This window comes from Pseudonocardia ailaonensis, from assembly GCF_039531635.1.
In the GTDB taxonomy this organism is placed as follows: domain Bacteria; phylum Actinomycetota; class Actinomycetes; order Mycobacteriales; family Pseudonocardiaceae; genus Pseudonocardia; species Pseudonocardia ailaonensis.
Genome location: NZ_BAAAQK010000004.1, coordinates 395,648 through 409,094, shown reverse-complemented (window position 1 = coordinate 409,094; position 13,447 = coordinate 395,648). Strand labels below are relative to the sequence as shown.

Sequence of the window (13,447 nt, the reverse complement as noted above, 5' to 3'; positions counted from 1 at the left end):
TCACGGATCGAGCTGCAGGGCCGCCGCCTTCAGCTTCTGGAGATCCAGGATGATCTCCTGCGTCGACGGCGGCAGGCTCTCGAGCATCGCCATCTCCACGTCGGGGCGGGACAGGCCGTAGGCGTCGCAGACCGCGACCTCCGCACGCGCGGGTGCGAGGACGGTCTTCTTGCGTTCGAACGCGGCCCGGACGTACGGCGCGAGGCTCTCCCGCTTGCCGCGCAGCCGCTCCTCCCGCGTCGCGAAGCCCGGCAGCACCTCGGCCGCGAAGAGCCGCAGGGAGTCGCTCACCTCGTCGTGGCCGAGGTCCCCGACCTGGTGCAGCAGGATCGTCTGGTCCACGCCGGCGGCCTCCAGCCCGCGAAGTCGCTCGGCCACCGCCTCGGGCGTGCCGATCGAGTGGCCGCCACGCACCGGAATGGTGCCGCCGACCATCTCCTCGACCTTCCGGTGGTTCGCGGCGAGGTCGGTGAAACCGGGGCGGTGCCGGCCGAAGGCGTAGTAGTGCCGGGCCACGTACGTGAAGAAGCCGTGGGCCGCCCGGCCCCGTTCGTGCGCGACCTCGGCGGAGCCGTGACAGTAGAAGGGCTCCATCGTGGCGACCGCAGGATTGACGACGTGACCCACGGGCACGCATTCGTTCCGGAAAGTGTCGTAATAGTCTCTGGTGACCTTTTCCGCCTCGTCCGCGTCGAAGAAGGTGTGGATCAGCGCGCCGACGCCCAACCGGGCGGCGGCGCGGACGGACTCGTCGTCCGAACACGCCATCCACAATAGTGGATGGGGTTTCTGCAGCGGTTTGGGCACGACATTGCGGGCCGGCATGGAGAAGAATCGGCCGGCGTAGCCGGGATAGGGTTCCAGAACCATCATGTCGGCGATCTGCTCGGCCGCCTCGACCGTCATCTCCCGACGCTCGGCGGCCGCTATCCCGAAACCCTCGAGCTCCATGCGCGACTTCGAGTCCCCGAAACCGAACTCCAGGCGCCCGCCGGAGACGAGGTCGAGGGCCGACATCCGCTCCGCCACCCTGGCCGGCGCGTTGTACGCCGGTGGCAGGAGCGCGATCCCGTGGCCGAGCCGGATCCGCTCGGTCAGCTGGCTCGCGGCGGCGAGGAAGATCTCGGGCGCCGACGAGTGCGAGTACTCCTCGAGGAAGTGGTGCTCGAGGGCCCAGGCATAGCCGAACCCGAGTTCCTCCGCGAGGCGGACCTGCGCGAGCGATGCGGCGAACAGGTCCGCCTCCGAGCGCTCGTGCCACGGCCGTGGGAGCTGGAACGCGAACGTCAGACCGAAATCCATCGGGTTCCCCTCAGCGAGCGGCCGGAACGTCCACGCGCACCGTCTCGACCACCGACTCGCACGTCATGTCGGCGATCGTCGAGGCGTCCGTGGTCACGCTCAGGATGAACAGCGTCCGGCCGTCGTCGCCCCCGAGACAGGGAACGATCGGCAGCCGGCCGGGCAGTGGGATCACGTCCGTGACCTCGCCCCCCTCCAGGACGCGGCGGACCTCGTGCTGCAGCGGGGCGCAGAACCAGATCCCGTTCTCCGCGTCGACGGTGATCCCGTCGGGAGCCGCCGGTCGCAGGTCGGCCCAGACGCGCCGGCCGGACAGCGACCCGTCGGCCGCGATGTCGAAGCCGGTGAGCTCCTGGGCGGGCAGCGACGCGACCACGTACTGCTTGCCGTCCGCGGTGATGGCCGGCCCGTTCGGGGAGTCCATCTCGGGCGCCACGATGTGCGCCGCGCCGTCCGGGTCCACGCGGATGATGCTCCCGGTCCCGACCAGCGGGCGCGGTGCGGTCAGCTCGTCCGTGCCGCTGGCGCCGACGTACGCCCGGCCCTCGGCGTCGACGACCATGTCGTTCAGCGGGCCGACGGCGACGGCCGCGAGATCGGCGTGGGTGGACACCGTCCCGTCCGCCTCGCGCCGCAGGATCACCGGCCGGGCCAGGTTCGCGACGAGCAACCGCCCGTCCGGCAGGAAGCCCAGCCCGGCGGGCAGGTCCTCGTCCCCCAGCTGGAGCACCACCTCGGCGTCCCCGGCCGGGCTCACCGCCACGACGCGGTGCGCGAAGATGTCCGAGAACCACAGCCTGCCGTCGTGCCAGCGTGGGCACTCCGCGAACCTCAGGCCGTCGAGCAGCAGTTCGGGCGTCACCACGGTCGCCTCCTCCTCGGGTGGGTGGTCGCGTACGACCGGACGGGCCTCAGACCTCGGCCGGCTCGATCGGGCTGCTGCCGTCCAGCTCCGGATCCAGCTTCGCGTCGAAGGCGTGCAGCCGGGGCAGCACCTCCCGGGCGAACAGGCGCATCGACCGCTCGGCGACCTCCGTCGGCATGGTGCCGAAGCGGAAGGTGAGCACGAACTCGTCGGCGCCGGTCATCGCCTGGATGTGGAGCAGGCGCTCGTACACCTCGTCCGGCGTCCCCCACGCCTGCGGCTTCGCTGCGGCCTCGAGGATCTGCTCGTCGCTGAACTTCATGGCGCCGACCGCCGCGTACTGCTCGTAGCCCTTGGTCCTGCTCAGCCGCTCGGTGTCGCCGAGCTGGTAGTGCTTCGAGCTGCTCTCCTGCCCCTCCAACGCGTGCTTCGCGATGAGCGACCACGCCTCGTCGGAGTCCTCGGTGCACACCGCGCGGACGACGACGGTCGGCTGCGCGGCGTCCCAGCCGTTCGTGCGCCGGATGCCGTTGAACTCCGCGACCTCGCCGCGGTAGGCCTCCCAGCTCTTCTGGTTGGTCAGCAGCATGCCGAGGCCGGCGTTCGCCGCCAGCGGGAGGCTCGCCGGGCTGTTCCAGCCCGACTTCATGCTGGCGAGCAGCCGCTCCGGATTGCGGAAGTGCGGGCGCACCGAGGTCTCGGGGATCCGGAAGTGCTCGCCCTCGAAGGAGAAGAACTCGTTCTGCAGGGCGAGCTTGATGACCGCGAGCGTCTCGTCGTACCGGCTGCGCGCGTCCCCCATGGGGACGCCGAACGCGCTGAACTCGCGCACAGCCGCGCCACGGCCCACGTTGACGGACAACCCGCGGCCCTGCAGCTGGTTGTCGAGCGAGCTGATCTGGTGCACGACGTGCATGGGGTGGTACCAGGGCAGGACGAGGACCATCGTGCCCAGGTCGATCCGCTTCGTCCGGCCCGCGATGTGCGACAGGTGCTGCATGACACCACCGGTCATGCCGTACGGGGTCACGTAGTGGTCGATCGCGTAGTACGAGTCGAAGCCGAGCGGTTCGACCAGGTCGGCGAGATGGAGCTCCTCGTCGTAGATCCGGGCGTCGGGAACCTGCGGCTTCTCCGCGCCACGGGCGTTGTAGCGCTCCCAGTCGAGGTGGTTCTGCCAGTTGAAGAAGGCACCGATCTTCATGACGTGGTCCTTTCCGGACGGTGTGGGTGACGCGGGACGGGCCGCGGGGTGATCGGGCAGCGCGGTGATCAGGCAGCGGCTTCGCGCGGCCTGGAGGTGTAGTCGGCGAGATCGTCGACCCGGGTCAGCGCGTCGTACTCGGTCGGGTTGTACGGGCACTGCGTGACGATCCGGCCGGACGGCGCGCGGAAGTACCTGCTTCCCTCGACGCGCCACGCCGCGACCGCGCCCAGGTCCCGTAGGAGCTTCTCGTTGTAGGCGGCCACGGCGTCCGTGCGCACCTCGAGGGAGGCGAGGTCGAGGTCGAGGATGTGGGCGATCTTGTCGGCGACGTAGCGGGACTGCGTCTCGAGCTTGTCGATGATCGAGCCACCGTTGGTGTTCGGTCCGTAGAGCATGAACAGGTTCGGGAACCCGTCCACGGTCATGCCCTTGTACGCGTAGGCGCCGTCCTTCCACACCTCGCGCAGGGCGACGCCCTCGCGGCCGACGACGTCGATCACCGACAGGAACTTGTGCGCCGCATAGCCCGTCGCCAGGACCAGGACGTCGAGCGGGTGCAGGCCGTCGGACGCCGTGACGATCCCGGCCTCGACGATCTCGACAATCGGATCGGTCACCAACGTGACGCCGGGTCTGTTGAACGTGGGGTAGTACTCCGACGACAACAGCGTGCGCTGGGCACCGATCGGCAGCAGCGGCCGCATCGCCTCGCGCAGAGCCCGGTCCTCGAGCGCCTCGAGGTTCGCCAGGCCCTTCTCCCGGAGCTCGGCCATGAGCCCCTCGTTCTCGTAGTCGCAGAGCCGGTCGACGAAGTCGACGCTCTGCTGGCGCAGCGCTGCGACGACGGACGGATCCGCGCGCCGGCGCGCGCGCTCCGCCTCGTCGAACACCGCGTCGTCCTTGGGGAACACCCACTGCGGGGTGCGGTGGAAGGCCTCGAGTCTCCCGACGACAGGAGCGATCGCCGGCACGAGCTGGATGGCACTGGCCGCGGCACCGATGACGCCGACGGCCTTCCCCTCGAGGAAGGTGACGTCGTCGCCGGTCCACTCCGCGGTGTGCACCAGCGTGCCCCCGAAGTCGTCGAGGCCCGGGATGTCGGGCCGGACCGGCTCGTTGAACATCCCGACCGCGCCGACGACGGTGCGGGCGCGATGGACCTCGCCCGCGGAGGTCACGAGCGTCCAGAGGCAGGCGGCCTCGTCCCAGTGGGCCGTCTCCACGCCGGCGTCGAGGACCACGCGATCGGACACGCCGAACCTGGCTGCCGCCTCCTCGACGTAGGCGCACATCTCGTGCCGGCGGGCGAAGGTCCGGGACCAGTCGTAGTCCTGGAAGAAGCTGTACGAGTACAGGTCGCTGGGCACGTCGCACGCGAGGCCCGGGTAGCGGTTGTTGAACCAGGTGCCACCGATCCCCGCGGCACGCTCGAGCACGACCACGTCGGTCACGCCCCGCTCGGCGAGCAGGATCGCCGCGCAGATCCCACCCGGCCCCGCTCCGATGATGATCACGTCGTGTACCGGGTCGACCGCGGTGCGGGTCACCGCGGGCATCCGATCGGTCGATTCCACATTTCAGCCTCCGAGGAGCAGTCCGGCACGACAGGGGGCCGGATGGTCCGAGAACGTGTGAGCCACGAGCGGGTCGGACGGTCCGTTTCTTCGTCGACCACGTTCGACCACAGAGCTAAACGTTTAAGGTAGCCTAGAGCGAGCCCCGTCACAGGTCAAGGACCGGGCTACGCCGACCGACCCGCGCAGAGCCCAGACTTGGATCCAGTAGCGATAGAGCTGTATCCTATCAGCACGCTCGCCTCGCGCTGTTCACTCGGCACGGACCGACGCATGCGGCCGAGAGCCTGTTCGGAGGAGACGGAATGGCGGAGATCAACGCCGACGCGGTGTGGACGGCGGAGGGCTACGACGTCGACGCCGTCCGCAGCAAGTACAAGGAGGAGCGCGACAAGCGGATCCGGGCCGACGGACCGAGCCAGTACCGGCTGATCTCGCGTGACGGCGAGCTCGCCGACTACATCAAGGACCCGTACACCCCGCGCGTCGAGCGCGAGCCCGTGTCGGACGTGGTCGAGGCCACCGTGATCGGCGGGGGTTTCGCCGGGCTGCTGCTCGGTGCCCGGCTGCGGCAGGCCGGCGTCCAGACGCTGCGGGTCGTGGAGACCGGCGGGGACTTCGGCGGCACCTGGTACTGGAACCGATACCCGGGGATAGCCTGCGACGTCGAGTCCTACATCTACCTCCCGCTCCTCGAGGAGGTCGGCTACATGCCGACCGAGAAGTACGCCAAGGGGCCGGAGATCTTCGCGTACTGCCAGATGTTCGCCCGGCACTTCGACCTCTACCGCGACGCCCTGCTGCAGACGCGCGTGACGGACGTCCGGTGGAGCGAGGACGAGGGCCTGTGGACCGTCACCACCGACCGCGGCGACTGCTTCCGCTCGAAGTACGTCTGCATGACGTTCGGGACCTTCCTGCACCCGAAGCTGCCCGGCATCCCGGGGGTCGAGGACTTCGCGGGCAAGGCGTTCCACACGTCCCGCTGGGACTACGAGTACACCGGCGGCGACAGCTACGGGAACCTCGACAAGCTGCGCGACAAGGTCGTCGGCGTCATCGGCAGCGGCGCGACCGCCGTGCAGTGCGTGCCGGCGCTGGCGAAGGACGCCAAGCACGTGTTCGTCTTCCAGCGCACGCCGGCGATCGTCGACGTCCGGGAGAACCGACCCACCGACCCCGAGTGGGCGGCCTCGCTGAAGCCCGGCTGGCAGCGCGAGCGGGTCGTGAACTTCTCCGCGTGCATCGCCGGCGAGGACACCGAGGTCGACCTGGTCGACGACGCCTGGACCCGCGTCTTCCACAACCTGCGCAGGACCCGGCCGGTCTCGGAGTCGCAGGCCGCGGCCATGGAGCTGGCCGACCACGCCCACATGGAGACCATCCGCGCCCGGGTCGGGGAGATCGTCGAGGACCCGCAGACGGCGGAGGCGCTCCGTCCCTACTACCGCTTCCTGTGCAAGCGCCCGTGCTTCCACGACGAGTACCTGCAGGCCTTCAACCGCCCGAACGTCACCCTCGTGGACACGCACGGCAAGGGTCCCGAGCAGGTCACCGCGAACGGCATCGTCGTCGACGGCACCGAGTACGAGATCGACACCCTGGTCTACGCGACCGGCTTCGCGAGCATCCGGCAGGACCTGAGGACGCGACTCGGGTACGACGTCCACGGGCGCAGCGGCCAGGCACTCAGCGACAAGTGGAAGGACGGGATCTCGACCCTGTACGGCGCCCAGACCCGGAACTTCCCGAACTTCTTCGTCGTGTCGTACTTCCAGACCGGCATCGCGTCGAACCAGGCCCACCCACTGGACGAGATGGCCAAGCACATCTCGACGATCATCCGCGAGGCGCGTGCGCGCAACGCCCGGACGGTGGACATCACGGAGGCCGCCGAGGACGAGTGGGTCCGGACCGTCATCGACTCGTCGACCGCGTCGTCGGACTTCCTCGAGTCCTGCACACCGTCCTACTACAACAACGAGGGCCAGCCCAACGTGAACCTGTTCCGGCGCAACGGTCCGTACGCGCGCGGCATCCTGCCCTTCAGCGCACTGCTCGAGGACTGGCGTTCCACGGGCGAGTACGTCGGGCTCGAGTTCGAATGAGCCCGTCGCGCGCGCCGACCGTCGAGCAGTCGGTCCGCGCCATGTACGCGGACTACTTCGCGTGCTTCCAGCGCGGTGACGCGGCAGCCACGGCGGAGTACTTCGTCGCCCCCCTGCTGCGGGTCGCGGACGGGCGGCCGACGGTCCTCGCCGGTCCCGCCGCCGTCCGGGAGATGCTCGCCGCCATGACGGAGCGGTTGCGGGCCGCCGGCTATGAGAGCTCTCGGATGGCGTCGCTGGAGGTCTCCGTGCTCGACGGGACCGCGGCGTTGGCCCGGGCGCGCGGGACGCGCCACGACCGGGCCGGGGCGGCGTACCAGGAGTTCGACGTCCTCTACACCCTGGTGCGCCCGGACGACGCCGGCTGGCGCATCGCGGGCCTGCTCTCCGTCGGTGGAACTCCCGGGGGCAGGTAACGACGGAAGACCAGTGTCAGCATTTTGGGATCCCAGATTGACAGCATTGTATTCGCTGGATACCGTCGATCCCAGTCGCCCGCCCAGGCGGGCGCATCGCCAACGGAGGCCGGAATGCGCGAGAACTACCTTCTGAACGTGCTCCAGGAGGACGTCGACAGCGGCACCGATCCCGCCTACTGGTGGGACGAGCAGCGCACTCCGCTCGACAGCATCGACAGGCGCGTCACCGACCTGATGGACCTCACCGGCAAGAGGGCCGTCGTGACCGGCGGTGCGGGGGTGAACCTCGGCCAGGCCTGCGTCAACCGCCTGGCCGGCCTGGGCGCGGACGTCGCGGTCGTCGACCTGCCCAAGGAGCGCTCCGAGGCGTGGACCCGCGCGGCCGGGCGCACTCCCCTGCTCGATGCCGAAGGCGTGGCGGAGAAGTTCTCCAAGCGCTGGGGCACGACCTGCATCGCCATCGAGGGCGACGTCCTGACGGCCGACGGCGTGGACGCCGTGATGCGGGAGTGCAACGACCGGCTCGGCGGGATCGACATCCTGGTCAACAACGTCGCCGACGTCGCGATGGGGCCGTTCGCGTCCTTCACCACCGACGACATCGACCGGTCCGTCCGGGGAACGTTCACCGGCGCCGTCTACTGCGCGCGCGCGGCACTGGACTACATGATCCCGAACGGGTGGGGCCGGATCATCAACGTCGGCTCGGAGTCGGCGCTGACCGCGATGCCGGGGCAGGTGATGTACGGAGCGCTGAAGGGCGGTCTGGCCACCTTCACCGCCCAGCTCGGCGCCGAGGTCGAGAGGCACGGCGTGAAGGTGCTCGGCGTGTACGCGGGCTGCATGTGGGGCCCGGGCCGCGATCTCCTGCCGGACTCGGCCCTCGGCCAGTACGCCCTGGGGCGCACCGCGATCCAGCGGTTCGAGCTGCCGGAGGAGGTCGCCAACATGATCGGTTTCCTGGCCACCGACGCGGCCAGCGCGATGACCGGCGTGATGATCCCGATGGGCGGGGGGATGGCGCTGTAGGGGCGGACCGGGCTCCCCGAGGACGAGGAGGGATTCCGTGGACATCTTCGAGGCGATGGAGACGTGCCGCTCGCTGCGCAGGCTCAAGAGCGATCCGGTTGCGCCCGAGCAGCTCGAGCGGCTCGTGCACTACGCGACGCGGGCGGCCAGCGCGGGCAACTCCCAGCTCTGGCGGTTCCTGATCGTGACCGATCCCGGGGACCGGCTCTGGTTCCGCGACATGCTGGCCGGCACGGCGGGGAAGCTCCTGCTCGGCGAGCCGCCGGCGGCGGACGATCGGTCGGCGGCGGCGCGGGACCTGCGGGTGATGCGGCGGTTCGTCCTCGACTTCGACAAGATCCCCGCCTTCATCGTCACCACGATCGAGAACGCCTTCCCGTCGGCCGAGAACCCCGACCCGCGCTACGCGTGGTCGTCCGTCTACCTGGCGACGCAGAACCTCCTGCTGGCCGCGCGCGCCATGGGGCTCGGCGCGGCGATGACGACGGCCCACCTGTGGGACGAACCCGCCGTCCGGCTCCGTTTCGGGATACCGGACACCGTCGAGATCGGTGCGGTCGTCCCGGTCGGCCACCCCGAAGGCCGCCACGGCCCCGTGTCGCGCAAGCCGGTCTCCGAGGTCGTCTTCCACGACCACTGGGGTAACCCGTAGGACGCCGCCGACCCTCAGGACGGAAGTGACCACTCCGATGGCGATGACGCGGGCGGAGAGACGCCGATCGGGCGACGCCGGACCCCGGCGAGCGGTCGGCTGGCACACGGCCCGGCACCTGGCCCACGCCGAGGCGCGGCCGCTGACCGGACGACCCGTCGAGCTGGCCGCGGCGGCCGGGCTCGTCCTCGCCGAGGACCTCGTCGGCCTCGTCCCCCAGCCCGCGTTCGACACTGCGGCCATGGACGGGTACGCCGTCGACGGCGAGGGCCCGTGGCGGGTCGTGGGCGAGGTCAGAGCCGGTACGACGTGGTCCGGCTGCCTCCGATCCGGCGAGGCGGTGGCCATCTCCACCGGGGCCCAGGTCCCCGCCAGTGCACGAGCCGTGGTGCCCGTCGAGAACACCGCCCGTCACGGTGACGAGGTCAGGAGTCTCGACCCGGATTCGCCGGCACCGGGCCGACACATCCGCAGGACCGGCGAGAACTCCCCGGCCGGCGAGGTTCTCGCCAACGCCGGGTCGCTGGTCGGCCCCACGATGCTCGGGCTCGCCGCGGCCGCGGGCCACGACCGGGTCGTGGTCCACCCGCGACCACGCGTCCGGCTGCTCGTGACCGGCGACGAGCTGGTCATGGCCGGGACGGGTGGAGCAGGGCGGGTACGCGACGCCCTCGGCCCCACCCTGCCGCCTCTCGTCGCGGGCCTCGGTGGCGAGGTCGCCGAGGTCACGCACGTCCGGGACTCGATGGACGCGCTGGCGGATGCCGTGCGCGGCGGCCCGCCCGCGGAGATCGTCCTCGTCAGCGGATCGACCTCGGTGGGCGTCACGGACCACCTGCACCGCCTGCTGCGGCAGGCCGGGGCGCGCACGGTGGTCGACGGCGTCGCCTGTCGGCCCGGCCACCCCCAGCTGCTCGCCACGCCGGCCCCCGGCCGGTGGCTGATCGGGCTGCCCGGCAACCCGTACGCGGCGATCGTCGCCGTGCACACCCTGCTGGCCCCGCTGATCGCCGGGCTCACCGGACGTCCTCTCCCGCCGCTGCGTCGCGCACAGGTCACCGGGGCGCCTGCGGCGGTGGCGGGCCACACGGTCCTGGTCCCCGTCGCCTGGCACGGGGACCGCCTCGAGGTGGTCCCCGGACACCGCCCCTCCGACCTGCGCGGTGTGGCCCGGGCCGACGCACTCGCCGTCGTCGACGCGGAGCCCGGCGGCACGACCGTCGCGATCCTGCCTCTCTGACCTGCCCCTCCGACCTGCCCGCACGTGCCCGAACGGAGAAGCTGCATGACCTACGTGGTGACCGGTGCCTGTACCGATGTGCTCGATCGCGCCTGCGTCGACGAGTGTCCCGTCGACTGCATCTACGAAGGGGCGAGCCGGATGTACATCAACGCCGAGGAATGTGTCGACTGTGGAGCGTGCGAGCCGGTCTGCCCGGTCGAGGCGATCTACTACGAGGACGACGTGCCTACCGCGATGGCGCCGTTCGTCGGGGCGGCGACGGACTTCTTCGCGCGGCTCGGCAACCCCGGCGGCGCCGCGAACGTCGGCAAGCAGGCCTACGACTGCGGACCGGCCGCGCGGGAGGGATGAACGACGCGCCGCGCTTGACCTCCGCGTTGCCGCGTGCCATATTTCAAATGTTATTCGAATCTGGCTGACGTGGACCGGGGTGACGATGGGCGAGGCGACCGTGGCGGAGATCGGGCCACGACTCCGCGCCGGCGGGACCGAGAAGGACCACGACCTGGTCGGCTCGCTCGTCGTGGAGCTCCAGGAGCGCATCAACGCCGGCGAGATCACGGCAGGCACGTGGCTTCGGCAGGCACACCTGGCCGAGCAGCTCGGGGTCAGCCGCACCCCCGTCCGGGAGGCCTTGCGCAGGCTCGAGGCCCTGGGCGCGGTCGAGGTGATCGCGAACCGGGGCGCCCGCGTCCGGCTGCCCTCCACCAGGGACATCATCGAGGTCTACGAGCTGCACGGCCTCCTGCAGGGGTACGCCGGGGCGGCGACCGCCGCCTTCATCAACTCCGAGCAGCTCGAGCGGCTGACGAAGGCCGAGAGCCTGTTCCGCCAGGTCGTCGAGGACCTCCGGACGACGACCGTCGACACCGCCGAGGTCCAGCGCCGGTGGCACGAGGCGAACACGCGGTTCCACATGGTCATCATCGAGGCCAGCGGCAACAGGCATCTGGTGGAGGTGGTCGAGGGCCTGCACCGGAAGGTGCCCCGCAACCTCACCTGGATCGCCCTGGGCAACGACGTCCGCCGGCTCGAGAAGGACGCGGCCGAGCACGCCCGGATCCTCGACGCCATCGTCCGCGGGGACGGGGCGGCCGCGCGCGAGCTCCTGATGAGCCACGCCAGGCACGCCGGCGAGCTCCTCGTGCGCGCGGTCGACGAGATCGGACCGGGCCGTTCGCCGCACTGGGGCTGACCGGCCCCGGCGGGACGGTCAGCCCCAGGGGCCGCCCGACACGTAGAGCACCTGGCCCGACACGAAGCCCGAGCGGTCGTCGACGAAGAAGGACACGGCATTCGCGATGTCCTCGGGCAGCCCGACCCGCTGCACCGGGATCGCGGCGGCGCGCTCCTGCACGTACTGCTCCCACGGCACCCCGATCCGCTCCGCGGTCGCCCTGGTCATGTCGGTGACGACGAACCCCGGAGCGATCGCGTTCGCGGTGATCGAGAACTTGCCGAGCTCGAAGGCGAGGGTCTTGGTGAAGCCCTGCAGGCCGGCCTTCGCGGCGGCGTAGTTGCCCTGGCCCCGTTTGCCCACCGCCGAGGTGGACGACAGGTTCACGATCCGGCCCCATCCCGCGGCCACCATGTGCTCCTGCGCCGCCCGGGCCATCAGGAACGAGCCCTTGAGGTGCACTCCCATCACGGAGTCCCAGTCGGTCTCGGTCATCCTGAACAGCAGGTTGTCGCGCGTGATCCCGGCGTTGTTGACCAGGACCGTCGGCGCGCCGAGCTCGGCGGCCAGCCGGCCGACCGCGGCCTGCGCGGACCCGGCGTCGGAGACGTCGGCCCCCACCGCGATCGCCGTCCCGCCCTCGGCGGCGATGGCGTCGGCGGTGACCGCGGCGGCACTCTCCTCGAGATCGAGCACGCCGACCGCCAGACCGTCCCGGGCGAGCCGCAGCGCGATACCGGCACCGATTCCGCGCGCGGCACCGGTCACGATCGCGACCCGACGGGACTGGGACATGGTGGCTCCTTCACGAGACAGCAGGGTGGAACAGGATCGGCAGGATGCGGCTCACGGACGGGAGCGGCGTGCGTTGGCGGCGAACTCCGCGGCCACCCGGCCCCAGACGCCGGCCGGGAACTCGTGCCCGAGGCCCGGGACGACGACGAGCCGGGCGTCCGGGATCGCCGCAGCGGTCGCCACGCCACCGCTGACCCCGACGAGGGGATCGTCCGCACCGTGGATGACGACCGCCGGGAGGTCCAGCTCGCGCAACGCCGCCGTCCGGTCGGTCGCGACCAGGATCGCGGCCTGCTGTCGCAGCTTGCCCTCGGGACAGTGGGACCGCCGGTGGGCGCGTTCCGCCCGCCCACGGGCGCGCTCCTCGTCGTACGGGAAGCCGCTGCCGGCGAGGGCACGGCCCATCTCCACCTGCGACGCGACGATCTCGTCCGGCGTCCGTGGCACGCCCGCCCTGATCGCGGCCAGGGTCTCCGGCTTCGCCTCGCCCACTCCGGAGGCACCCGTCGTCGACATGATCGAGCACAGCGAGCGCACCCGCTCCGGGTGCCGGACGGCGAGGGTCTGCGCGATCATCCCGCCCATCGAGGCGCCCAGCACGTGCGCCCGTTCGATGCCGAGCGCGTCGAGCAGGCCGGCGGCGTCGTCCGCCATGTCCTCGAGCGTGTAGACGGCCGAGGACGGGTCTCCCCCACGGATCGCCTCGATGTCGGGGATCCCGTCGAACTTGGTCGTGAGCCCGACGTCGCGGTTGTCGAAGCGGACGACGAAGAACCCGAGCGCGACGAACTCGTCGCAGAACTCCGCCTCCCAGGCGTCGAGCTGCATCCCGTGCCCCATGACCAGCAGGAGGGCGGGATCGGCCGGGTCGCCGAGGGTCTCGAACTCGATGTCGATGCCGTTGGCTCGAACCCTGCCGGTACTGGACACGCTCGACGCTCCTGTCATCGGCCCATGGCGCCGTTTCCACGATATGGCCCGCACCCGCGGCTCCTGCCCTGGACGCGCCATCACACTAGGTCTAGGATTCAGAACCGTCAATATTGGATCCGACAAGGGTCCGCACGGTCTGCACA

At 70.8% G+C, this 13,447-nt stretch carries 13 protein-coding genes; 7 read left to right on the top strand and 6 right to left on the bottom strand.

The annotated features are described in order from the left end of the window. The 4 genes from ABD324_RS08395 to ABD324_RS08380 all read right to left on the bottom strand — a co-directional run bounded on the left by ABD324_RS08395 (position 1) and on the right by ABD324_RS08380 (position 4,930). Entirely contained in the window at positions 1 to 1,302 is a 1,302-nt protein-coding gene (locus ABD324_RS08395) for an LLM class flavin-dependent oxidoreductase (protein ID WP_344414192.1), read from the bottom strand. 10 nt (positions 1,303 to 1,312) lie between these two features. Further along, positions 1,313 to 2,167 carry an SMP-30/gluconolactonase/LRE family protein gene (locus tag ABD324_RS08390; RefSeq protein WP_344414190.1) on the bottom strand — a complete coding sequence of 285 codons (855 nt, stop codon included), beginning with the start codon at positions 2,165 to 2,167 and terminating at the stop codon, positions 1,313 to 1,315. A gap of 46 nt (positions 2,168 to 2,213) precedes the next feature. Next, a complete protein-coding gene (locus ABD324_RS08385) occupies positions 2,214 to 3,371 on the bottom strand; it encodes an LLM class flavin-dependent oxidoreductase (RefSeq protein ID WP_344414188.1) in 1,158 nt (385 codons plus the stop codon). Between the two features lie 68 nt (positions 3,372 to 3,439). Beyond that, the gene (locus tag ABD324_RS08380) at positions 3,440 to 4,930 is read right to left on the bottom strand and encodes a flavin-containing monooxygenase (protein ID WP_344414274.1); all 1,491 of its coding nucleotides are present in this window, start codon (positions 4,928 to 4,930) and stop codon (positions 3,440 to 3,442) included. A gap of 323 nt (positions 4,931 to 5,253) precedes the next feature. On the opposite strand from ABD324_RS08380, the gene ABD324_RS08375 reads away from it, so the two are divergent. From ABD324_RS08375 to ABD324_RS08345, 7 genes are all read left to right on the top strand, one after another. Further along, complete coding sequence (locus ABD324_RS08375) at positions 5,254 to 7,056, top strand: flavin-containing monooxygenase (RefSeq protein WP_344414186.1); 1,803 nt, start codon at positions 5,254 to 5,256, stop codon at positions 7,054 to 7,056. Next, positions 7,053 to 7,472, top strand: coding sequence for a DUF6841 family protein (locus tag ABD324_RS08370; RefSeq protein WP_344414184.1), 420 nt, complete (start codon positions 7,053 to 7,055; stop codon positions 7,470 to 7,472). Before ABD324_RS08375 ends, ABD324_RS08370 begins: the two co-directional genes overlap by 4 nt. A 114-nt stretch (positions 7,473 to 7,586) precedes the next feature. Then, complete coding sequence (locus ABD324_RS08365) at positions 7,587 to 8,504, top strand: SDR family NAD(P)-dependent oxidoreductase (protein WP_344414182.1); 918 nt, start codon at positions 7,587 to 7,589, stop codon at positions 8,502 to 8,504. 37 nt (positions 8,505 to 8,541) lie between these two features. Beyond that, positions 8,542 to 9,156 carry a nitroreductase family protein gene (locus tag ABD324_RS08360; RefSeq protein ID WP_344414180.1) on the top strand — a complete coding sequence of 205 codons (615 nt, stop codon included), beginning with the start codon at positions 8,542 to 8,544 and terminating at the stop codon, positions 9,154 to 9,156. 25 nt (positions 9,157 to 9,181) lie between these two features. Then, positions 9,182 to 10,396, top strand: a complete 1,215-nt coding sequence (locus tag ABD324_RS08355) for a molybdopterin molybdotransferase MoeA (protein WP_344414178.1) — start codon at positions 9,182 to 9,184, stop codon at positions 10,394 to 10,396. A 45-nt stretch (positions 10,397 to 10,441) separates the two neighbouring features. Further along, complete coding sequence (gene fdxA / locus ABD324_RS08350) at positions 10,442 to 10,750, top strand: ferredoxin (protein WP_344414176.1); 309 nt, start codon at positions 10,442 to 10,444, stop codon at positions 10,748 to 10,750. 85 nt (positions 10,751 to 10,835) lie between these two features. Beyond that, positions 10,836 to 11,594: a GntR family transcriptional regulator gene (locus ABD324_RS08345; protein WP_344414271.1), complete on the top strand. Its 759-nt coding sequence runs from the start codon at positions 10,836 to 10,838 to the stop codon at positions 11,592 to 11,594. 18 nt (positions 11,595 to 11,612) lie between these two features. Here ABD324_RS08345 and ABD324_RS08340 read toward each other — a convergent pair whose 3' ends face one another. Both ABD324_RS08340 and ABD324_RS08335 read right to left on the bottom strand, forming a co-directional pair. Continuing rightward, a complete protein-coding gene (locus tag ABD324_RS08340; RefSeq protein ID WP_344414174.1) occupies positions 11,613 to 12,371 on the bottom strand; it encodes an SDR family oxidoreductase in 759 nt (252 codons plus the stop codon). 51 nt (positions 12,372 to 12,422) lie between these two features. Further along, positions 12,423 to 13,301, bottom strand: coding sequence for an alpha/beta fold hydrolase (locus ABD324_RS08335; RefSeq protein WP_344414172.1), 879 nt, complete (start codon positions 13,299 to 13,301; stop codon positions 12,423 to 12,425). Between the last annotated feature and the right edge of the window lie 146 nt (positions 13,302 to 13,447).